The organism is Lentzea sp. NPDC003310 (genome assembly GCF_040610935.1).
In the GTDB taxonomy this organism is placed as follows: Bacteria; Actinomycetota; Actinomycetes; order Mycobacteriales; family Pseudonocardiaceae; genus Lentzea.
The window spans coordinates 420821-442618 of the sequence record NZ_JBEXNC010000002.1 but is presented as its reverse complement, the minus strand read 5'-3'; the positions used below and the strand labels follow the sequence as shown (position 1 = coordinate 442618).

At 68.7% G+C, this 21798-nt stretch carries 17 protein-coding genes, 2 tRNA genes and 1 riboswitch; of the genes, 3 read left to right on the top strand and 16 right to left on the bottom strand.

The window, feature by feature from the left end; all coding sequences use genetic code 11:
- Window positions 1-924 precede the first annotated feature (924 nt).
- The 3 genes from ABZX02_RS04665 to ABZX02_RS04655 all read right to left on the bottom strand — a co-directional run bounded on the left by ABZX02_RS04665 (window position 925) and on the right by ABZX02_RS04655 (window position 2095).
- A tRNA-Glu gene (locus ABZX02_RS04665) sits at window positions 925-997 on the bottom strand.
- A 137-nt stretch (window positions 998-1134) separates the two neighbouring features.
- Window positions 1135-1206 (bottom strand) — tRNA-Gln (locus tag ABZX02_RS04660).
- 151 nt (window positions 1207-1357) lie between these two features.
- Complete coding sequence (locus ABZX02_RS04655) at window positions 1358-2095, bottom strand: HAD family hydrolase (protein WP_355294791.1); 738 nt, start codon at window positions 2093-2095, stop codon at window positions 1358-1360.
- Between the two features lie 379 nt (window positions 2096-2474).
- Here ABZX02_RS04655 and ABZX02_RS04650 point away from each other — a divergent pair, with 379 nt between their 5' ends.
- Window positions 2475-3731 (top strand): FAD-dependent oxidoreductase, encoded by a 1257-nt coding sequence (locus ABZX02_RS04650; RefSeq protein WP_355294789.1) that lies wholly within the window; start codon window positions 2475-2477, stop codon window positions 3729-3731.
- On the opposite strand, the gene ABZX02_RS04645 is transcribed toward ABZX02_RS04650, so the two are convergent.
- From ABZX02_RS04645 to ABZX02_RS04620, 6 genes are all read right to left on the bottom strand, one after another.
- Window positions 3721-4380 carry a response regulator transcription factor gene (locus tag ABZX02_RS04645; protein ID WP_355294787.1) on the bottom strand — a complete coding sequence of 220 codons (660 nt, stop codon included), beginning with the start codon at window positions 4378-4380 and terminating at the stop codon, window positions 3721-3723. The genes ABZX02_RS04650 and ABZX02_RS04645 overlap by 11 nt on opposite strands.
- 67 nt (window positions 4381-4447) lie before the next feature.
- The gene (locus ABZX02_RS04640; RefSeq protein ID WP_355294785.1) at window positions 4448-5206 is read right to left on the bottom strand and encodes a fumarylacetoacetate hydrolase family protein; all 759 of its coding nucleotides are present in this window, start codon (window positions 5204-5206) and stop codon (window positions 4448-4450) included.
- A gap of 17 nt (window positions 5207-5223) precedes the next feature.
- Window positions 5224-6807, bottom strand: a complete 1584-nt coding sequence (cimA, locus tag ABZX02_RS04635) for a citramalate synthase (protein WP_355294783.1) — start codon at window positions 6805-6807, stop codon at window positions 5224-5226.
- A 202-nt stretch (window positions 6808-7009) separates the two neighbouring features.
- The gene (locus ABZX02_RS04630; protein ID WP_355294781.1) at window positions 7010-7990 is read right to left on the bottom strand and encodes an ABC transporter substrate-binding protein; all 981 of its coding nucleotides are present in this window, start codon (window positions 7988-7990) and stop codon (window positions 7010-7012) included.
- The gene (locus ABZX02_RS04625) at window positions 7987-8727 is read right to left on the bottom strand and encodes an ABC transporter ATP-binding protein (RefSeq protein ID WP_355294779.1); all 741 of its coding nucleotides are present in this window, start codon (window positions 8725-8727) and stop codon (window positions 7987-7989) included. Before ABZX02_RS04625 ends, ABZX02_RS04630 begins: the two co-directional genes overlap by 4 nt.
- Window positions 8727-9749: an iron ABC transporter permease gene (locus ABZX02_RS04620; RefSeq protein ID WP_355294777.1), complete on the bottom strand. Its 1023-nt coding sequence runs from the start codon at window positions 9747-9749 to the stop codon at window positions 8727-8729. Before ABZX02_RS04620 ends, ABZX02_RS04625 begins: the two co-directional genes overlap by 1 nt.
- Window positions 9750-9781: 32 nt before the next feature.
- Window positions 9782-9920: riboswitch (cobalamin riboswitch) on the bottom strand.
- 89 nt (window positions 9921-10009) lie between these two features.
- Here ABZX02_RS04620 and ABZX02_RS04615 point away from each other — a divergent pair.
- Window positions 10010-10429 carry a YciI family protein gene (locus tag ABZX02_RS04615; protein ID WP_355294775.1) on the top strand — a complete coding sequence of 140 codons (420 nt, stop codon included), beginning with the start codon at window positions 10010-10012 and terminating at the stop codon, window positions 10427-10429.
- Between the two features lie 66 nt (window positions 10430-10495).
- On the opposite strand, the gene ABZX02_RS04610 is transcribed toward ABZX02_RS04615, so the two are convergent.
- The 3 genes from ABZX02_RS04610 to serA all read right to left on the bottom strand — a co-directional run bounded on the left by ABZX02_RS04610 (window position 10496) and on the right by serA (window position 16916).
- On the bottom strand, window positions 10496-11533 hold the full coding sequence (locus ABZX02_RS04610) for a 3-isopropylmalate dehydrogenase (RefSeq protein WP_355294773.1): 1038 nt from the start codon (window positions 11531-11533) through the stop codon (window positions 10496-10498).
- Between the two features lie 278 nt (window positions 11534-11811).
- A complete protein-coding gene (locus ABZX02_RS04605; RefSeq protein WP_355294771.1) occupies window positions 11812-15141 on the bottom strand; it encodes a S8 family serine peptidase in 3330 nt (1109 codons plus the stop codon).
- A 185-nt stretch (window positions 15142-15326) separates the two neighbouring features.
- A complete protein-coding gene (serA, locus tag ABZX02_RS04600) occupies window positions 15327-16916 on the bottom strand; it encodes a phosphoglycerate dehydrogenase (protein WP_355294769.1) in 1590 nt (529 codons plus the stop codon).
- Between the two features lie 721 nt (window positions 16917-17637).
- Between serA and ABZX02_RS04595 the strand changes: the two genes are divergently transcribed.
- Window positions 17638-18204: an AAA family ATPase gene (locus tag ABZX02_RS04595; protein ID WP_355294767.1), complete on the top strand. Its 567-nt coding sequence runs from the start codon at window positions 17638-17640 to the stop codon at window positions 18202-18204.
- Here the strand turns inward: ABZX02_RS04595 and ABZX02_RS04590 are convergent.
- From ABZX02_RS04590 to ABZX02_RS04575, 4 genes are all read right to left on the bottom strand, one after another.
- On the bottom strand, window positions 18137-18400 hold the full coding sequence (locus tag ABZX02_RS04590) for a DUF397 domain-containing protein (protein ID WP_090066479.1): 264 nt from the start codon (window positions 18398-18400) through the stop codon (window positions 18137-18139). The two genes, ABZX02_RS04595 and ABZX02_RS04590, sit on opposite strands and share 68 nt — an antisense overlap.
- A 113-nt stretch (window positions 18401-18513) precedes the next feature.
- Complete coding sequence (gene ilvC, locus ABZX02_RS04585) at window positions 18514-19527, bottom strand: ketol-acid reductoisomerase (protein WP_086660705.1); 1014 nt, start codon at window positions 19525-19527, stop codon at window positions 18514-18516.
- A 22-nt stretch (window positions 19528-19549) separates the two neighbouring features.
- The gene (gene ilvN, locus ABZX02_RS04580) at window positions 19550-20056 is read right to left on the bottom strand and encodes an acetolactate synthase small subunit (protein WP_030467896.1); all 507 of its coding nucleotides are present in this window, start codon (window positions 20054-20056) and stop codon (window positions 19550-19552) included.
- Window positions 20056-21798, bottom strand: coding sequence for an acetolactate synthase large subunit (locus ABZX02_RS04575; protein ID WP_355295011.1), 1743 nt, complete (start codon window positions 21796-21798; stop codon window positions 20056-20058). Before ABZX02_RS04575 ends, ilvN begins: the two co-directional genes overlap by 1 nt.

Genomic DNA, 21798 nt, shown 5'->3' with positions numbered 1-21798 from the left:
CCGGAGCGAGGGCAGTGGGGGCGGCGGGCGAAGAGGCGGCGGGTGGGGACGGTGGGTGGGGACGGAGGCGGAGGCGCGGAGGCGGCGAGGGCCAGGGGTGAGGACAGGGTGGTGAGGGCCGAGGCGAGGGCGGGGGCGGTGGGTGGGGGCGGGACAGAGAGATGGGTTGGGGGCTCAAAGCAGGCGGAGCGGCGGGTGGGGACGAGAAAGCGGCGTGCGGGCGGTGGTGACGGGGCGGCGGGCGAGGGCGGCGGGCGAGGCGGGACAGAGGAATGGAGCGATGGATTGGAGGCGAGGAGGGGCGGGGCTGCTGACGGGGGTGAGGGCGGGCTGGGGGCGGCAAGGAGAAGGGCGGAGGTGAGCACGTGGGGGCGAGGGGGCGAGGGGGCGAGAGCGAGTTGAGGAGGCCGAGAAGGCAAGGGGCAGTGGGCCGGCGAGGGGCGGAGCGAGGCGGCAAAGGGCCTGGGCCTGGTTGGGGTGAGACGGCGAGACCTGGGGGCCGTGGGCGCAATGGATTGAGCCGCGGAACGCAGGCGCGGGCGCGGCACGAAAGGTGCGGCGCGGTTCGCGCGCAGTGGGTTCGAGGTCGAGACCGCACAGGCAACTCAAGATATGGACACAAGCTGCCCGGCGCACTAAAAACCGCCCGGAGGCGAACCCTCACACGAATGCCGCCGACGCGAAGCGAGGCCACCACGATTACTCGCCAGGTGATCCCCAGCACAATTCCCGCCCCCCGACGCGAAGCGAGGGCAGCAAGCCATTCGCGAGCGAAGCGAAGCCAACACCGAGCGACCCGGGTCAGCCACTACCGGGGGTCCGGGGGCGGAGCCCGCCAGCCGGGGGTCTGGGGGCTTGGCCCCCAGAGGACAATGCGAAAGAGGCCCGTCTGCGCTTTCCGCAGACGGGCCTCTCCCACCTCTGTAGCCCCGAAGGGATTCGAACCCTCGCTACCGCCTTGAGAGGGCGGCGTCCTAGGCCGCTAGACGACGGGGCCCTAGAACTTCTTGCTGGAGTGAACCTTATCAGATCTCTCTGTCCGGTCCAAATCCGGCTATTCAGTTCGTTTTCTTGCTGGGTCTTGCATTTTCAGCAGCTCCGGAAGCTTACCCTGAGGTAGTTCTTCCTTCGCAGCTGGGGTACCAGGACTCGAACCTAGACTAACTGAACCAGAATCAGTCGTGCTGCCAATTACACCATACCCCATTGGCTTTCACGATTGACTTCGTCTTCCCAGCGGGAGTTCCGAGGTCCTCGTTGCTGCCGAGAGAAATACTAGACCACGCCCCCACCAGAAGTGAAATCGGCCCCCACCTCAACGCATACGCGCAGGTGGGGGCCGGTCTCGGAGCCCAGATCAGGCGTGGGCGGTGGAGAGCTCGCACACGAGGAGCTCGGGCAGTTCCGCGAGCGTCGTGATGGACGAGAGGCCCGCGGGGAGGGTGCCGCCGGTCGGGCCGATGCGGTTGATCCACACGCCGTGCATTCCCGCGTCCCTCGCGCCGATGGCGTCCGCGTGCAGGCGGTCTCCCACGTGGACGGTGTCGCCGGGCGGGACGCCCAGGGCCAGGCACGCGGTGTGGAAGATCACGCGGTCCGGCTTGGCGCAGCCCACCTCGCCCGCGATCAGGACGGCGTCGAAGTACTCGGAGAGGCCGAGCTGGGCGATCTTCACGCGCTGGTGGTGGCCCGATGCGTTGCTGATCGCGGCGATCGGCAGTCCGGTCGCGCGCAGCCAGTCGAGCATCGGGATCGCGTCCGGGAACAGGCACCAGCCGGCGGTGAGGACCTCCTGGCGGCCGAGCTCGCGGCGGGTCGCCTCCTCCAGCGACAGGTCCTCGCCGAGCGCGGCGAAGAAGGCCTGCGTGCGGATGTTGCGCATGTCCTGGTACTGGAGCTCGCCGGCGAGCTGGCGGGAGACGTGGTCGTCGGTGATCCGCTGCCACAACGACCAGGCGTCGGCGTTACCGACCATCGAGGCCAACGCGGCTCGCGAAGAAGAGCTGTAGTCGACAAGTGTGTCGTCGACGTCCAGGCACACAGCGCGGATCTCGCCGGTTCTCTTACGCGTGAAAGTCGGGGACGCAGTTGTCACCCCGGAAGGTTAGGTGCGAGGGGGCCTCGTCCGATTCGGCTAACGAGGTGATTCCTATAGGTCCTTGCACGATCAAGCGGACCTTGAGGCCCCGAACGAACCAGTCAGACTCCTCCGGCCGCCGAAAGCAATCGCCCGGTCGAGTGTTTTCCCGCGAATCCGCGTCCGCCAGTTGAAACGCCGGTTCCGCGAGCGCGACACCCTAGCTCGCACAACGACATTTCGCACCAGCCGCAACCTTTTCGAGGCCTGGTCCACCAGACCGTCCACATTGGACGGACCCGAACGAGAGCCACGCCACTCGGAACTCCGCTTGACGGGACGGGCGATCACGAGCATGCTGAGTTTATTCAACACGAGTTGAAAAGAGGGGATCGACATGGAGAGGACGACCTGTCTCGTCGTCGGCGGCGGACCTGCGGGAATGGTGCTGGGGCTGCTCCTGGCGCGCGGTGGCGTCGAGGTCACGGTGCTCGAGAAGCACGGCGACTTCCTGCGCGACTTCCGCGGTGACACGGTGCACGCGTCGACGCTCACGCTGCTGGACGAACTGGGGCTCGGCCCGGCCTTCGCGCAGGTGCCGCAGCAGCGGGTGGACAAGATCGAGTCACTGCTGGAGGACGGCGGGAAGGCCGCCATCGCGGACCTGAGCCGCCTTCCCGGCGCCCACAAGCACATCGCGATGGTCCCGCAGTGGGACTTCCTGGACCTGCTCGCGGACGCGGGCAAGGTGGAGCCGACGTTCTCGCTGCGGATGAACACCGAGGTCACCGGGATCACCAAGCAGGGCAACAAGATCACCGGCGTCACGTATCGGGACAGGACGGACGGGCGCACCGGCGAGTTCGCCGCCGACCTCGTCGTGGCGGCCGACGGACGCGGCTCGATCCTGCGCGACGCCGTCGACCTGCCCGTCCACAGCTTCGGGGCGCCGATGGACGTGTGGTGGTTCCGCTTGCCGCGCAAGGAGAGCGACGACGTCAAGGGTGGCGCCGGCCGGTTCAGCTCGGGCAGTGCGCTGGTGCTGATTCCACGTGGCGAGTACTTCCAGTGCGCGTTCCTGATCCGCAAGGGGTCGGACCGGCAGCTGCGCGCGGAGGGCGTCGAGAAGTTCCGTGAGCGCGTGACCACGCTGGTGCCGTGGCTCGCCGACCGCGTCGACCACATCGAGAGCATGGACGACGCGAAGCTGCTCGACGTGAAGCTGGACCGGTTGAAGCGCTGGCACGTCGACGGACTGCTGTGCATCGGTGACGCGGCGCACGCGATGTCGCCGATCGGCGGCGTCGGCATCAACCTCGCCGTGCAGGACGCGGTCGCCACCGCCCGGCTGCTCGCGAAACCGTTGCGGGAGGGCACCGTGAACGGCGCCGGGCTCGCGAAGGTGCGCCGCCGCCGCTGGTTCCCGACCGTGCTGATCCAGACGATGCAGCGGGTCATCCAGGGCCGGTTCCTCAAGCGAGTGGTGGAGGGCGACGCCGCGGTTGCGTCGAGCGGGGTGCCCGCGCCGCTGAGGCTCCTGCAGCGCTTCCCGCGGTTGCAGGCGATCCCGGCCTACATGGTCGCGATCGGGCCACGGCCCGAGCACGCGCCGGACTTCGCGCGCAGGGCACCGCAGACCATCGTCAGGTCGTGACGAACGCCTCGGCGTTCTCGCCGAGGACCATCGCCACGGCGTGGGCGCGGTCACGGGCGCCCAGCTTGCGCAGGATCGCCTTCACGTGGGTCTTCACGGTGTCGTTGCTGATGAAGAGCCGCTGGGCGATGCGCGCGTTGTCCATTCCCTTGGCCATTTCGGCCAGGACGTCGAACTCCCGCGCCGAGAGTCGGCCGAGCGACGCGGGAGGCGGCATCCGCGCGGGCAGGCGCGCGAGCGAGCCCACCCGCGCGTCGATCGTGGCGGGAGCCCCCCGCACCGCGGCCGCGATCAGCGGCAGCAGCTCGGCCACGGGCGAGGTCTTGAGCAGGTAGGCCACCGCGCCGGCGTCCAGGGCGGCGCGGGCCCAGCTCGGACTGTCCGCATTGGACAGGACGACGACGCGGGCGTTCGGCCGGTACTGCGCCGTGTCGCGCACGGTGCGCAGCGGTCCGGCGCCCGGTACGTCGAAGTCCGTCACCACCAGGTCCACGAGTGTGCCGCGCAGGCTGCGCGCAGCGTCGGCCACGGTGTGGGCGATCCCCACAACGCGGAAGCAGTGCGTGCGGTGCAGCGAGATCCGCAGCCCCTCGGTGATGAGCTGCGAACCGTCGACCAGCAGCACACGCGTGGACGCCTGGTCCGTCATGACACCGGGAAGTTACTCGCGGGTACCCGGGTGCGTAAGCTGCCGGACGCCGGATTGCTCCGTACGGCTACCTATTTGCGACCGGATTGGTGAGCGTGCCGAGGCCGTCCACAGTCACGGACACCGTCTGTCCGGCCGTCATCGGGCCGACACCGGCCGGGGTGCCGGTCAGGATCAGGTCGCCCGGCAGCAGCGTCATGATGCCGGACACGTACTCCACGAGCGACGGAATGTCGTGCACCATCAAGGAAGTACGTCCGTCTTGTTTGACTTCCCCGTCGAGCTCGGTGACGACGCGCACGTCGGAAGGGTCGAACTCCGTCTCGATGAACGGGCCCAGCGGGCAGAACGTGTCGAACCCCTTGGCCCGCGTGAACTGCACGTCCTTCTTCTGCAGGTCGCGCGCGGTGACGTCGTTGGCGATCGTGTAGCCCATGATCACGCTGGTGGCCTTCGCGCGCGGCACGTCGCGGCACGGCTGGCCGATGATGACCGCGACCTCGCCTTCGAAGTCGACGCGCTCGGACGCGGCCGGGAGCTTGATCTCCACGTTCGGGCCGATCACGGACGTGTTGGGCTTGAAGAACAGCAACGGCTCCTCGGGAACCTCGTTGCCCATCTCCTTCGCGTGGTCGGCGTAGTTCCGGCCCACCCCGATGATCTTGGTGGGGAGGATCGGGGCGAGCAGCCGCACGTCGGCGAGCGGCCACTTCCGGCCGGTGAACGTGGGGGTGCCGAAGGGGTGTTCGGCGATTTCCGCGGCCTCGTCGCCTTGGACGGCGACGAAGGCCACGCCTGCGGGATGAGCAATTCGGGCGATGCGCACGACCCCAGCTTACGAGGTCAGCCGCTCCTCATGCTCTTGTGGACGAGCGCATCGCACAGCGCGAGCCACGAGGCCTCGACGATGTTGCCGTGCACGCCGACGGTCGTCCACTCGCGCTCGCCGTCGGTCGACTCCACGAGCACGCGCGTCACGGCGTCCGTGCCGGGGTGCTCGGTGAGGATGCGCACCTTGTAGTCGGCCAGCTCCACGGTGTCCAACCAGGACAGGTGCGGCAGCAACGCCTTGCGCAGCGCGGCGTCGAGCGCGTGCACCGGACCGTTGCCCTCGGCGGTCGCGATGACCCGCTCCCCCGCCACGTGCACCTTGACCGTGGCCTCGGACACGATCTCGCCGTCGGAGCGGTGGTCGAGCACGACCCGGTACGACTCCAGCGTGAACGGCGGAGTGTCCAGTTCGGACAGCTCGCCCCGCAGCAGGAGCTCCAGCGACGCGTCGGCGGCCTCGAACGACCACCCCTTGGACTCCAGGGACTTCACGCGCGCCAGCGCGCTCCCGACTTCGGATGACCGGCCGGCCAGGTCGAGCCCGAACTCACGTCCCTTGAGTTCGAGGCTCGCCCGACCGGCCATCTCGGTGACCAGCACCCGCATGTCGTTGCCGACGATGTCCGGATCGATGTGGTTGTACAGCTCCGGATCCACCTTGATCGCGCTCGCGTGCAGACCCGCCTTGTGGGCGAATGCTGACGACCCGACATAAGCCTGGTGGGTGTCGGGTGCGATGTTCGCGATCTCGGCCAACGCATGGGAGACACGGGTGAGCTCGGCCAGCGCCCCGGTCGGGAGCACCTCCATGCCGAGCTTGGTCACGAGGTTTCCCACGACGGCGAACAGGTCCGCGTTGCCTGCTCGCTCGCCATAACCATTGGCGGTGCACTGCACGTGAGTCGCCCCGGCCTGCACGGCCGCGAGCGTGTTCGCCACCGCGCAGGACGTGTCGTCCTGGCAGTGGATGCCCACCCGGAAGCCCGTCTTCGCGACGACCTCCGCCACGGTCTCCGCGAGTCCCAGCGGCAGCTGCCCGCCGTTGGTGTCGCACAGCACCACCACGTCCGCCCCACCCTCCACAGCGGACTCCAGCACGCGCAGGCTGGTGTCCGGGGAGAAGGCGTAGCCGTCGAAGAAGTGCTCGGCGTCGAGGAAGACGCGCCGGCCGTGGTCCTTCAGGAACCGGACGGTGTCGCGCACCATCCGGAGGTTCTCGTCGGTGTCCGTGCGCAACGCCCGTTCGACGTGCCGCAGGTCCGACTTGGCCACCAGCGTCACCACCGGTGCCTGGGAGTCGAGCAACGCCTTGACCTGCGGGTCTTCCTCGACCCTGACCCCGGCCTTGCGCGTGGCGCCGAACGCGACGAGCTTGGCGTGCTTGAGCTCCAGGTCCCCCGCCGCGGCCCGCGCGAAGAACTCCGTGTCCTTGGGCAGAGCGCCGGGCCAGCCGCCCTCGATGAACCCGACGCCGAGCCCGTCCAGCAGCCGCGCGACCGCGAGCTTGTCCGTGACGGAGTACGAGATGCCCTCACGCTGTGCACCGTCGCGCAACGTCGTGTCGTAGACGTGGAACTCGTCGGTAGGGCCGGCCATCGGGGTCATCTCCTCATCCGGGCAAACAAAAAGACCCCCCGCGGGATGCGAGAGGTCTGCGCGTCGGGTGCCAGGGGCGGCAACTACCCGACGCGCTCGTCAATAATGATGGCGGTGAACTGAGCCATGTCCGGGATGGTGCCACAGCTCAGTTCGACGTACCAAGCCACGGGAGGAAATCTCCCACTATCTGGTCACGGGTTCACGCCTGTGACAGGAACTTCGCGAAGGCCTCGATGGACGCCGCGTTGCGCGGCGACTCGACCAGAGCCGCGTACGGGAGCGAGTAGAACCGCTTGTTCCTGACCGCCGGCGAGTTGGCCAGAGGCGCGTAGCCCTCCAGGAAGCGCTGCTTCTCCTCGGGCGTGTTCGCCTCGCCGTCCGCGTAGTCCACGATCAGCACGACGTCCGGGTTCCGCTGCACCACGGTCTCCCAGTTGACGGTCGTCCAGCTGTCGTTCAGGTCCCCGAAGAGGTTGTCCCCGCCCGCCTTCGAGATGACGTCCTGCGGCGCGGCGTTCTTCCCGGACGTGAACGGCTGGTCCTGCCCGCTGTCGTACAGGAACACCTTCGGCCGGGGCTTGCCCTCCATCAGCTTCGCGGCGCGGGCGATCTGCTCCTGGTACCCCTTGATGAGCTCCTCGGCCTTGGCCTCGACGCGGAAGATCTTCCCGAGGTTGCGCAGGTCCGTGTACAGCGCCTCCAGCGCCGGCATGATGCCGCGCTGCTTGCCCACACCGTTGCGGCACGCCTCGGTCAGCAGGTAGCTGCCGATGCCGAGCTCCTTCAACGCGTCCGGGGTGAAGCCCGTGCTCTCGCTGAAGCCGTAGTTCCAGCCCGCGAACACCAGGTCGGCGTTGGCGCCCTGCACGACCTCCTTGGAGATCTTGTCGGCCAGGTGCTTGCCGCTCTCGAAGTCGGCCTTCCACGGGGAGGTCTGCACGTCGACGGTCTTGAGGCCGTTCACCACGTACCCCGCCATGCGGTCCTTGAGGCCCAGCGCGAACATCATCTCGGTGATGCCGGTGTCGTTGGTGACCACTTTGGACGGCACGCGGTCGAACGTGACCTGCTGACCGCAGTTCGTGACGGTCACCGGGTCGGTGGCGGAGGTGTCCTGGGCCACCGTGGCGCCGCAGCCGGAGACGAGCAGCAGGGCGGCTGTGACGAGTGCGGTTCTCAAGGGGTGACCTCCTGGTCGAACAGGAGCTGGGGAACTCCCGTGGTCGGGTGCCGCACGACGTGCGCGGTGACGTGGAAAACCTTGGCGACCAGCTCGGGGACGAGGACCTCCGACGGTGTGCCGGAGGCGACCAGCCGCCCCTCGTCGAGCACGTGCAGGCGGTCGCAGTAGGACGCGGCGAGGTTCAGGTCGTGCAGGACGGTGAGCACCGTGACGCCCAGGTCGCGCGCGAGAGCCAGCACCTCCAGCTGGTGCCGGATGTCGAGGTGGTTGGTGGGCTCGTCCAGCACGAGCACGCGGGGTTCCTGGGCGATCGCGCGGGCGATGAGCACGCGCTGGCGTTCACCGCCCGAAAGGCTCAGGAAGCTGCGCGGAGCGAGGTGCGCGACGTCCACTGTGTCCAGTGCGTCGGTCACCACGCGGCGGTCGCGGACGGAGTCGCGTTCGTGCGGCAGGCGGCCCATCTCCACCACCTCGGCGACGGTGAAGTCGAACTCGACCTGGGACTCCTGCGACAGGGCCGCGAGGTCGCGGGCGACGTGCTGTCGCTTGTGGACGGCGACGCCGTCGAGCAGCACGGCGCCCACGTCCGGTTTCAGGGCGCGGTAGACGCAGCGCAACGTCGTGGACTTACCGCTGCCGTTCGGGCCGACGATCCCGACGACCTCGTCCTCGGCGTGCAGCGTGATGTCCGTGATGATGCCGCGGACGGTGACCTGCTCGATGTCGACGCGCATCAACGTCCTCCGAACACGTAGCTCTTGCGGCGCATGAGGAAGATGAAGCACGGCACGCCGATCGCGGCCGTGATGACGCCGAGCGGGAGCTCCTCGGGTGCCGCGAGCATCCGCGCGGCCACGTCGACCCACACCATGAACGACGCCCCGGCCAGGGGCGCGAGCGGGAGGACCTTGCGGTGGTCCGCGCCCACGACCATGCGGGTGAGGTGGGGCAGCATCAGCCCGACGAAGCCCACCGCGCCGCTGACGGCCACGAGCACGCCGGTGATGCCGGCGGTCACGACGAAGAGGTGCGTGCGGAACCGGTTGACGGGCACGCCGAGCGTCGTCGCGGTCTCGTCGCCCATCGCCAGCGCGTTCAGCTGCCGGGCTCTGGTCATCAGGTAGGCGATGCCCAGCACCGTCACGGCGGCGGCGATCGGCAGTGCCGTCCACGTCGCGCCACCGAGGCTGCCGAGTAGCCAGAACATGGCCGCCCGCGCCGCCTCCCCGTGCGGCGCCTGGAACACCAGCAGCATCGCCACGGCGGAGAACCCGTACGCCAGCGCGGTCCCGGTCAGCACCAGCCGCAGCGGTGTGAGCCCTCGGCTCGTGCGCGCGGTGATGTAGACCAGGGCCGTGGCGCCGAGTCCGGTGGCGAACGCGCCGACCGACAGCGCGTAGACCCCGAGGCCGGACAGGATCCCCATCGTCGCCACGGCCGTCGCGCCGACGCTCGCGCCCGAGGAGATGCCGAGCACGTACGGGTCGGCGAGCGCGTTGCGAACCATCGCCTGGATCGCGACGCCGACCGCGCTCAGTCCCGCGCCCACGACGGCGGCGAGCAGGACGCGGGGCAGCCGGATGTCCCAGACGATGTGGTACTGCCCGGCGAGGTGGGCGGGGACGGTGCCGCCGGTCAGCGCCTCCCACAGCAGCTCGGTGGTGACACCGAACGGCACGGAGACGGGGCCGAGCGCCACGCCGGCCACGATGCTGACGACGAGCACGCCCACGAGCGCGCTGATCTTGGAGATCACTTGGTCCTTCCCGCAGTCCACGGCGGAATCGGAGTTCCTGGGGCATCGCACGCGGGTGTTCGGGCTCGTCCCCCGGCTCGGGGGACCTACCGTTGCGGGTCAGCGCCGGACTCAGACCGGTCTTCCCCCACGCACGACTTCAGTGACCCTACCTGCGAAAACAGAAAGTTCGGAAATTTCTCGGGTGTGATGTCGATCCGGCACCGCGCCCGTTCGACCTGTGGACGACACCGAACGAGAGACATCCAGGGAGACACACCGTGAAGTACATGCTGATCATGCGCGCCACCGACGAGGCCTTCGCCAACATGGGCGAGTTCGACTTCGACAAGATGCTGGAGGAGGTCGGCGCGTACAACGAGGAGCTGATCCGCGCCGGCGTGCTGCTCGCCGCGGAGGGGCTCTCCGACACCTCCGAGGGCGTCGTCGTCGACTACTCGCAGGAGCCGCCGGTCGTCACGGACGGCCCGTACGGCGAGACCAAGGAGCTGTTCAACGGCTTCTACCTGCTCAACGTGTCCTCGATCCAGGAGGCGGTCGAGTGGGCGAAGCGGATGCCGATGACCGGCCCCGGCTTCAAGACCGAGATCCGGCGCGTGCCGACCATCGACGAGTTCCCGCAGGACAACGAGTGGATCCAGAAGGAGCGCGCGTGGCGTGAGGCCAACGGCCAGCTCTGACGCACCTCCGGAAACACCAAGGCCCCGGTCGACTCGACCGGGGCCTTAGTACGTGCCTTGGAGAACTCAGCCCGTGCGCACGTTCGACGACACGAGCGCCGCGAGCCGGTCACCGATCGCGTAGGTCGCGCCCGGCGACTGGTGGTCGCGCGTCGCCAGGTCGAACGCCACGGAGGCCTCGATCCGGCGCGACGCCTCGTGCTCGCCCAGGTGGTCGAGCAGCAGCGCCACCGACAGCACGGCGGCCGTCGGGTCGGCGATGCCCTGGCCCGCGATGTCGGGTGCCGACCCGTGGACCGGCTCGAACATCGACGGGTTGCGGCGCGTGACGTCCATGTTCCCGGACGCGGCCAGGCCGATGCCGCCCGTGACGGCGGCGGCGAGGTCGGTCAGGATGTCGCCGAACAGGTTGTCCGTGACGATCACGTCGTAGCGGCCCGGGTCGGTGACCATGTGGATGGTCGCCGCGTCCACGTGCTGGTAGGCCACGGTGACGTCCGGGTGCTGCAGCGAGACCTCCTCCACCACGCGCGACCACAACGAGCCGGCGTGCGTGAGGACGTTCGTCTTGTGCACCAGCGTCAGGTGCCGGCGCTGGCGGTTCGAGGCACGCGCGAAGGCGTCCCTGACCACGCGCTCGACGCCGAACGAGGTGTTCAGCGAGACCTCGGTGGCGATCTCGTGCGGCGTGTCCTTGCGGAGCAGGCCGCCGTTGCCCGCGTACGGGCCCTCGGTGCCCTCGCGCACCACCACCATGTCGATCTCCGGCGGGTCCGCGAGCGGGCTGCGGACACCGGGGTAGAGACGAGCAGGGCGGAGGTTCACGTGGTGGTCGAGTTCGAAGCGCAGCCTGAGCAACAGGCCCCGCTCCAGGATTCCGCTCGGCACCGACGGGTCGCCGACCGCGCCGAGCAGGATCGCGTCGTGCTGGCGAAGCTCCCCCAGCACCGACTCGGGCAACAACTCTCCCGTGGCGTGCCAGCGCGCCGCGCCGAGGTCGTAGCGAGTGATCTCGGCCGCCGGAACGACCTCACCGAGGACCTTCAGGGCCTCAGCGATGACCTCGGGCCCGATCCCGTCTCCTGGGATCACTGCGAGCCGCATCCACACACCTCCCAGGTGTCAGTCCCCAATTGGTGGGACTATTTTCCTCACGCGAAAGGCTACCGGCATCGCGGCCGTCCGCCGCATGCCGGACACCCCATCGGGGTGTTATCTCCCGTACTGCGGGACACCCACACGGCCCATACCAAACTTTCGAGTGTCACTCGACCGCAGGAACGGTGTCGCGTCAAGGGGTGACGGCAGGCAGTTCCGGGCCGTGACAGACCGAGAGGCCCGGTCCCCTGGCGGAGAACCGGGCCTCTCGTGAAACATCCGATCTAGTAGGCGCCCCGCCCACCGGACTTCACCAGGACGACCGACGCGCGGTCACCGTTGGCGTTGTGGTGGTTGAGCACCAGCAGGCCGTCGGACCTGTCGGCCTTCAGCGAGGCCTCGTCCTTGTTGACGACGAGCGCGGTGCCCGGCTTCGCGAGGTACGAGAGCGCCGCGTCGCCGCCGCCCTGCGCCCACAGACCCGGCTTGAGCGGGTCGAAGGACAGCTTGCGGTCGACCACGTCGATCAGCTTGTTCGCGTTGCCCGGCGCCGGGTAGTAGCCGGCGGTGCCGACCGTGTACGAGACGCGGGCCGTGTCCTTCGTCGCGTCGATGCCGAGAGCGCTCAGCAGCACCGGCAGGACGACGACGTTGGTGTCCTGGACGTTCGCGTCGACGTCGCCGAACAGGCCGTTCACGCCCTGGATGTCGACGGTCTCGCCCGTCTTCAGGTCCACGGTGGTCGCGACCAGCAGGTCGGTGTCGGTCAGGCGGGTCGCGTACACCTCGAAGTCCGCGGTGCCGTCACCGTTGGTGTCGATGTCGACGAACGGGATGGTGTTCTTGCCCAGGTTGTACCAGTTGCCCCAGGTTGCGACACCGAACGCGAGCAGCGCCTCCTCGGGCTTGCCCTGCGCCTTGGCGAGCGGGGCCGTGGAGGCCGCGCCGACGTAGCGGAGGTCGCCGCCCTTGGCGGTCTCGTTGAGCGCGCAGTTCTCGGTGACGTTGCGCTTGCAGTCGCGCAGCTTCGGCGACTGGGCCTGCAGCTCGAGGACGCTGATCAGCGAGCGGTAGGCCTGCGAGCCGGTGCCCTGGTCGATGCCCTTGCCGGACACGTTGAGGACGGCCTGCTTGCTGTTGCCCGGGAACTTGAGGCTGGACGCGGTCTTGATGTCCGCGACCGGCTTCGGCGCCGAGTAGACCGACAGGCGCAGCGGCACGGTGGCGCCGGCGGTCGGCGTGAAGGTCACGCGACCGGAGGCGTCCGCGAGGAACTGGCGCGGCACGTCGAGCTGGTTCGGCTCGACCGTCGAGTCGACCGTCTTGCGCAGGGCCTTCGGGTCGGTGATCTTCAGGGTGACCTTGACCTTCGCGACGCCGCGCGGGCTGAGCTTCACCTTGTCCTGCGAGAGCACGTAGCTCACGCCGGGGATCGTCGTGGCCGCGGTGTAGCCGACCTTGTACTCGACGGACTTCGTGGACTTGTTGACCAGCTTGATGGTCTTGGACTTCTCGACCGGCTTCGAGACCTCGACGACGCCGAAGTTCGCGCTGACGTAGCCGTTGTCCTCCTCGACGTAGGCGAGGACCTGGTTGTCGAGCGCGGACTTGCCGTCCACGCGTCCGGTGCCGACCCGGTTCGGGGCGAAGGTCTTGCCGTTCTCCTTCACGTCCGCACCGGCGGTGTTCATGATCGAGGCCTTGACCTCCTCGAGCGACCAGTCCGGGTGCGCCTGGCGGACCAGGGCGGCGATGCCCGCGACGTGCGGGGACGCCATCGACGTGCCCGAGATCACCAGGCGGTCGTTGCCGGAACCGACGGCGGTCGACGAGATCGTGTCACCGGGGGCGGCGACGTCCGGCTTGATCGAACCGCTGCGGGTGCCGCGGCTGGTGAACGAGCTCGGGGTGTCCGAAATGGACTGGTCGTACGTCGCCGTCGAGGTGCGCAGGTCACCCGCGAGGCGGACGACCAGCGTGCCCGCGTCGAGCGCCGGACGGACCGCCGCGGTGGCCGAGCCGGTGAACTGGAACATCGGGATGGCCGCGTTGCCCGCGATGCCCGCCGCGAAGTTCTCCAAAGTGGACGACAGGAGCACGCCCTGGCCGCCGGCGGCCTGGACGTTGTTGGCCCGCGCGCCGGAACCGCAGCGACGCGTGGCGTCGTTGTCGTCCCACTCCAGCCAGACGAACTTGCCCGCGACGGTGTCGGTGAGCGGCTGGCAGCCGTCGAGGTTGCCCGCCTGCGTCAGCTTCACGACCGGCAGTTCCTTGTTGTAACCCAGGTAGCCGGTGAAGTTCTGGCTGTACTGACCGGGCTTGAGGCCCTGGCCCTTGACCTCGGCGCCGTCGCGCAGCACGTACGAGTCGCGCGTGGAGGCGACGGTCAGCGCCTCGGGCGTGTTGCCCGGCGAACCGCCGATGTCGTAGAGGTCGCCGCCGTTGCCCGCGGAGAAGACCGGCATGACGCCGACCTTGTACAGCTTCTTCACGAAGAGGCTGTCGGGGTCGTCCGGGGCGCCGTAGTCGGAGCCGAGCGACAGGTTGACCACGTCGAGGTGGTCGGAGAAGTCGCCGTCGCCGTCGGGGTCGAGCGACCAGTCGAGCGCCTGCGAGGTGACGTTGGTCGAGCCGTCGCAGCCGAAGACCTTGAGCGCGAAGATCTGGGCCTTCGGCGCGGTGCCGGGGCCGATCTTCATCTCGTTCAGCTTCGCGGCGTCGAGCTTGGTGTAGTCGCCCTTGAACGTGCTGCCGTCGGCGTTCTCACCGAAGCCGGCCGTGGTGCCCGCGACGTGCGAGCCGTGGCCGTTGCAGTCGATGGGGTTGGGGTCGGGCTTCGGCGTGTTGATCGCCGGGTCGGTGCTCTCGCCGTCGTAGGCCTCGCCGACGAAGTCGTAGCCGCCGACGACCTTGGCGGTCGGGAAGTTCGGGTCGGCCTTGGTCGGGTCGACGGCCTTGAACGCCTCGACCGTGCCGGGACCGCCGAAGTTCGCGTGCGTGTAGTCCACGCCGGTGTCGATGATGCCGACGCGGACGTCGTCACCGAGCTTGCCGTACTGCTGCCAGACGTTGACGGTCCTGGTGAGCTGGACCGCGTTCGAGTTCTGGCGCTTCTTCGGCACGACCGGGTAGACCGCGAGGACGTCGCTGCGCTGGGCCAGGTCGCGCACCTTCTGCGCGTCGGCCTTCACGACGACGCCGGGAACGCCGTTGGACGTGCGGTAGAGCTCCTTGGTCTGCGTGTCTGCGCTCTTCAGCTGACCGACGACCTGGTCCACCGTCGCGGAGGTGTCGTTCTTGGCCTGCTTGGCGGCCTGCTTCGCGACCTCCTTGCCCTGGCTCTTCTTCTCGTCGAACGCGTCGACGGCCGGCTTGCGGTCGAGCGCGACGAACGCGGTGACCGTGCCCGCGGCGTTGAGCCTGGGAGAAACCTTGAGGTGCAACGCTTTCGCGTCCAACCCCTGTGCACCCTTGACCGGCTGCGCGAGCTCAGGGCTCTGCGCCTGTGCGGTGGCGGGTGCGATCAGCAGTGTGGTGATGGCAGAGAACACCACCAAACTCGATCGTCTCTTCACAACGTTGCCCCAACCGAGGTGTGTGCCTTCGACCCGCATCCAGATGTGCCGTGCCCTCTACGGCACCGGGTCAACCTCGTGGGGACGCTAATCGCTGATCGTGTCTTTGCGACTGCCCCGAAAGTATGAATGTTGTCTACGGATAGTTGCCTGTTACGACTTCGTTGTGAATGACGATGTCTACGGGAAGGGGATTTTGCCCATCCCCTTCCCGTATGTCGTGACTATCCGAAGTCGACAGAGCGGACCGTGCGCGCGCCGACGGCGGCACCGATCGGGTCGAGCACCTGGGTGTCGACCGGACGGTCGACGCGCAGCACCATGACGGCGTCGGTGCCGGTCTGGCTGATCTGCGCGGCCTCGATGTTCACGCCGGCCTCGCCGAGCAGCGTGCCGACGGTGCCCATGACGCCGGGGCGGTCCGGGTACTCGAGCAGCAGCACGGTGCCCTCGGCCCGGAGGTCGAAGTTGCGGCCGTTGATGTTCACCAGCTTCTCGACCTGCGCGATGCCGCTGACGGTGCCGGACACGGTGTTCGTCGTGCCGTCCGCCTGCACGGCCTTGACCGTGACGAGGCTGCGGTGGTTCGGGCTCTCGGTCTCCTTGACGAGCTCGACCGTGACGCCGAGGTCGGCGGCGAGGCTCGGCGCGTTCACGAACGTCACCTGCGACTCGACGACCTTGGTGAAGACACCGCGCAGCGCGGCGAGCGGCAGGATCTCGACGTCCTCAGTGGACAGTTCACCGCGGACCTCGACGGTGACCGTGGTCGGCGCCTTGGGCGCGAGCGCGCTGAGGACCGTGCCGAGCTTCTGCACGAGCGGCAGGTACGGGCGCACCTCCTCGCCGACCGCACCGCCCTGGACGTTGACGGCGTCCGGCACGAACTCGCCGGCGAGCGCGAGGATGACGCTCTTCGCGACGTCGGTGCCCGCGCGGTCCTGCGCCTCGGCCGTGGACGCGCCGAGGTGCGGCGTGACGACGATGCCCGGAACGTTGAACAGCGGGCTCTCGGTCGTGGGCTCGGTGGAGAAGACGTCGATGCCGGCGCCGCCGACCTGACCCTCCTTGACCGCCTCGGCGAGGGCTTCCTCGTCGATGAGGCCACCGCGGGCGGCGTTGACGATGATGACGCCGCGCTTGGCCTTCGCCAGCTGCTCGGCGCCGATGAGGCCCTTGGTCTCCGGCGTCTTGGGCAGGTGGATGCTGATCGCGTCCGCCCGCTCGAGCAGCTCCTCCAGCGTGACGAGCTCGATGCCGAGCTGCGCGGCGCGGGCGGCGCTGACGTACGGGTCGTAGGCGATGAGCTCGACGCCGAACGCGGCGATGCGCTGCGCGAACAGCTGGCCGATCTTGCCGAGGCCGACGACGCCGACCGTCTTGCCGTTGATCTCGACGCCGTTGAACTTGGAGCGCTTCCACTCGTGGTTCTGCAGCGTCTCGTGCGCGGCCGGGATCTGGCGCGCGACGGACAGGAGCAGGGCCACGGCGTGCTCGGCGGCGCTGACGATGTTGGACGTCGGGGCGTTGACGACCATCACGCCGTTCTGCGTGGCGGCCGGGACCTCGACGTTGTCCAGGCCGACACCCGCGCGGGCCACGACCTTCAGCTTGCGGGTGGCCGCGAAGACCTCGGCGTTCACCTGGGTGGCGGACCGGACGAGCAGGGCGTCGGCGTCTTGGACGGCCTCGAGGAGGGCCGCGCGGTCGGTTCCGTCCACGTGGCGGACTTCCACGCCGTCACCGAGAGCGTCCAGGACGGACGGCGCGAGCTTCTCGGCGATGAGGACAACAGGTCGGCTCGTGTTGCTCACGGACATCGCTCCCAGGAAGGGTCGGATCGTGGGGCGCGGGCGTGGTCGGGGGCGGCTGGCCCGCGCCGACCGGAGCACCGCAATGTGTCCGGACTGTTAACGAGCATAGACAGGGGGCTTGCGCGCGCATTCCGCCGGGTGGTTCAGGTCACTGCCCGCGTCTTGGAGTATGGGACTCCGGTGGGGTGGACGTGGCGTTCGCTCTTCAGGGTGACGCCCAGGGGTTGGGACGTGGTGGAGCCCGGGTCGGCTTGCGTGGGCTGGCGCCTGTTTGTCGGGGGTTGGTTGCGTTGGGTTGGTTCCCGTCACCTTGCGAGGGTGCTCACGCGGGCCGGGACGATGTAGTGGGTTGCGATCGGGGCTTGACTTCGGGGCCCTTGCGAGGCGCTGGTCGGCCTGGAAAAGCCGGGCTGAAAAGCGCCCGGCCGATCCGCGAGGGGTAGCACCTCGCACCCAAAGTCAAGCCCCGATCGCCGAGGCCGGGGCCTTATCGCCTCGCAGCGCGCCGAGGTTCAGACGGCTCGCTTCGCATCGCCACGCCAGGCTGCGTGCGTGGTTGGCCTTCGTCGTCGGCTTCCGGCTGGCACCGCGCGCCGGGCCTGCGTCGTGGTCGCCTTGCTTTGGCGGGTGCGGTTGGCACCGTGGCTGGGCTTGCGTCGTGGTGCCGCGCGGGGGTGCGGTTGTTGCGTAATTCCCTTGGCGCCGGTGGCACGCTTGGTGCGTGCCACTCGTGTGGGTGACCGGCGTGTCCGGCGCTGGTAAGTCGACGGTCTGCGAAGTGCTCAAGGTGCGTGGAGAGGTGGCGGTCGACACCGACTGGGAGGGCTACAACCACTGGGTCGACCGGGAGACCAGGGAGGTCGTCGTCGATCCGCCCGATCCGGTGCCCGCCGGGTGGCTCGACCGGTACGGCTGGGAGATCAGCCGGGAACTGGTCGAAGACCTCGCCGCGCGGTCTCGGGATCGGGACGCCTACCTGTTCGGCGGCGTCGAGAACGAAGCCGAGGTGGTGGACCTCTTCGAGCTGGTGGTGTGTCTGGTGATCGACGACGAGACGGTGCGGCGGAGGTTGGCCACGCGGATCGGGAACTCGTTCGGGAAGCATCCCGAGGAGTTGGCTGCCTCGTTGTGGCACAACGCGCGGATCGAGGAGCGCTACCGAGCGATGGGTGCTGTGATCGTGGACGGGACGCTGCCGTTGGAGGACGTGGTGGAGGCGGTCACCACGGCTCGTCGAACTCGCCGTCCTTCGCGCCCAGCACGAACGCGTCCCACTCTGCCATCGTGAAGGTGAGGACCGGTTCCAACTGCTTGGAGTTGCGCATCGCCACGTAGGTGGCGCCGTCGGTGTGTTCGATGAACGCGATCTCGACGTGGCCGTCCTCCGGTTCGGGCTCCGGCGGGCGCTTCCACTCCGCGTTGCGGAGGTCGAGCTTGCCCCGGACGTGGGCCTTGTCGTCGTAGATCGGCGCACTCTCGGTCATGCTGAGAAGTTAGCGGATGGAAGCGAACGAAAAGCGGAAAGGCCCGCGGAGCGTCACACGCGCTCCACGGGCCTCCCTTGGGGAAAGACCTGCGAGAAACCTGAACGGAAAGGTCAGGCGGTCTCGGTGATCGGGCGGTCGACCCACGACATCATGTCGCGGAGCTTCTTGCCCGTTGCCTCGATCGGGTGGTTCTCACCCTCCTGCTGCAGCTTCTTGTAGTTCGCGCGGCCGTTGTCGTCCTCGGCCACCCACTCGTTCGCGAAGGTGCCGTCCTGGATCTCGCCCAGGATCTTCTTCATCTCCTCCTTGACCGCAGGAGTGATGACGCGCGGGCCGCGGGTCAGGTCGCCGAACTCCGCGGTGTCGGAGATCGAGTAGCGCATGCGGGCGATGCCGCCCTCGTACATGAGGTCGACGATCAGCTTGAGCTCGTGCAGGCACTCGAAGTACGCGACCTCGGGGGCGTAGCCCGCCTCGGTGAGGACCTCGAAGCCCGCCTGGACGAGCGCCGAGGCGCCACCGCAGAGGACGGCCTGCTCGCCGAAGAGGTCGGTCTCGGTCTCTTCCTTGAACGTCGTCTTGATGACGCCGGCGCGCGTGCCGCCGATGCCCTTCGCGTACGACAGGGCGAGCGCCTGCGCGTTGCCCGAGGCGTCCTGCTCGACCGCGATGAGCGCCGGGACGCCCTTGCCGTCGACGAACTGGCGGCGGACCAGGTGGCCCGGGCCCTTCGGGGCGACCATGGCGACGTCCACGCCGGACGGCGCGGTGATCAGGCCGTAGCGGATGTTGAAGCCGTGGCCGAAGAAGATCGCGTCGCCCTCCTTGAGGTTCGCGGCGATCTCGTTCGCGTAGATGTGGCGCTGCGCGGTGTCCGGCGCCAGGATCATGATCACGTCGGCCCACGCGGAGACCTCAGCCGGCGTGCCGACCTCCAGGCCCTCTTCCTCGGCCTTGGCGCGGGACTTGGAGCCCTCCTGCAGGCCGATGCGGACCTCGACGCCCGAGTCGCGCAGGGACAGCGCGTGGGCGTGGCCCTGGCTGCCGTAGCCGATCACGGCCACCTTGCGGCCCTGGATGATGCTCAGGTCGGCATCGTCGTCGTAGAAGATCTCAACGCTCACTGTATTTCCTTCTGTCTGGTTTCTAGCGAACCGCGGTGGCAGTGATGGAACGTGCGCCACGGCCGATGGCGACCATGCCGGACTGGACGATCTCGCGAAGCCCGTAGGGCTCCAGCATGCGCAGCAGCGCGTCGAGCTTCTCGGACGTGCCCGTCGCCTCGATCGTGACGGCCTCGGGCGAGACGTCGACGACCTTCGCGCGGAAGAGCTGGACGGTTTCGAGGACCTGCGACCGCACCGTCGCGTCCGCCCTGACCTTAATCAACACCAGCTGCCGCTGAACGGAGGCCGTCGGCTCCAGTTCCACGATCTTGATGACGTTGATGAGCTTGTTGAGCTGCTTGGTGACCTGCTCCAGCGGCAGCTCGTCGACCGACACCACGATGGTCATGCGCGAGATGTCGGGGTACTCCGTGCGGCCGACCGCCAGCGACTCGATGTTGAAGCCGCGGCGGGAGAACAGACCGGCGACGCGTGCGAGCACACCGGGCTTGTCCTCGACCAAAACGCTCAGCGTGTGCCTGGTCATCAGATGTCCTCGTCGAACAGGGGGCGGATGCCGCGGGCGGCCATGATCTCGGAGTTGCCGGTGCCCGCCGCGACCATGGGCCACACCTGGGCGTCCTTGCCGACGACGAAGTCGACCACGACCGGCCGGTCGTTGATCTCCAGCGCCTTCGCGATCACCTCGTCAACCTCCTCGCGCGACTCGGCGCGGAGGCCGACACAGCCGAGGGCTTCCGCCAGGAGCTTGAAGTCTGGGATGCGGTGCTTGTGCGTCCCCAGATCCGTGTTGGAGTACCGCTCGCCGTAGAACAGCGTCTGCCACTGGCGGACCATGCCCAGGTTGCCGTTGTTGATCACGGCGATCTTCACCGGCAGGCCCTCGATGGCGCAGGTGGCGAGCTCCTGGTTGGTCATCTGGAAGCAGCCGTCGCCGTCGATCGCCCACACCGTGCGGTCCGGCTCGCCCGCCTTGATGCCCATCGCGGCGGGGACCGCGAAGCCCATCGTGCCGAGGCCGCCGGAGTTGATCCACGTGCGCGGGTGCTCGTACTTCACGAACTGCGCGGCCCACATCTGGTGCTGGCCGACGCCCGCCGTGTAGATCGTGTCGGACGGCGACAGCGCGCCGATCCGCTCGATCACGAACTGCGGGGACAGCGTGCCGTCCTCCGGCCAGTCGTAGCCCAGCGGGAAGGTCTCGCGCAGCGACTTCAGCGTGTCCCACCACGGCGTGAGGTCGACGGCCTTGGCCGTCTCCCGCTCGGTGCGGACGGCGTCGATCAGCTCGGTGATGATCTCCTTGCAGTCGCCCACGATCGGGACGTCCGCGCGGCGGTTCTTGGAGATCTCGGCCGGGTCGATGTCGGCGTGGATGATCTGCGCGTCGGGGGCGAACGAGCCGAGCTGGCCCGTGACGCGGTCGTCGAACCGGGCGCCCAAGGCGACCAGCAGGTCCGACTTCTGCATCGCCGCGACGGCCGCGACGGTGCCGTGCATGCCGGGCATGCCCAGGTGCTGCTCGTGCGAGTCCGGGAACGCGCCGCGCGCCATCAGCGTCGTGACGACCGGGATGCCGGTGTCCTCGGCCAGGCGCAGCAGCTCGGCGTGGGCGTCCGCCTTGATGACGCCGCCACCGACGTACAGCACGGGCTTGCGCGCGCTGACGATCAGCTTGGCGGCCTCGCGGACCTGCTTGCCGTGCGGCCGGGTCGTCGGCCGGTAACCGGGCAGGCGCATCTCGGGCGGCCACGAGAAGCTGGTCTGCTCCTGCAGCACGTCCTTCGGGATGTCGACGAGGACCGGGCCGGGTCGGCCGGTCGCCGCGATGTGGAACGCCTCCGCGATCGCCCGCGGGATCTCCGCGGCGTCGGTCACGAGGACGTTGTGCTTGGTGATCGGCATCGTGATGCCGCAGATGTCCGCCTCCTGGAAGGCGTCCGTGCCGATCAGCGGCCGCGACTGCTGGCCGGTGATCGCGACGACGGGCACGGAGTCCATGTTCGCGTCCGCGAGCGGGGTGACGAGGTTCGTCGCACCCGGTCCCGAGGTCGCCATGCAGACACCGACCTTGCCGGTGGCCTGGGCGTATCCGGTGGCCGCGTGTCCTGCGCCCTGCTCGTGGCGGACCAGGATGTGCCGGACCTTCGTGGAGTCCAGCAGCGGGTCGTACGCGGGGAGGATCGTCCCGCCGGGAATGCCGAAGACCACTTCGCAGCCGACCGCCTCAAGGGACCGGACAAGCGACTGAGCACCGGTTACACGGAT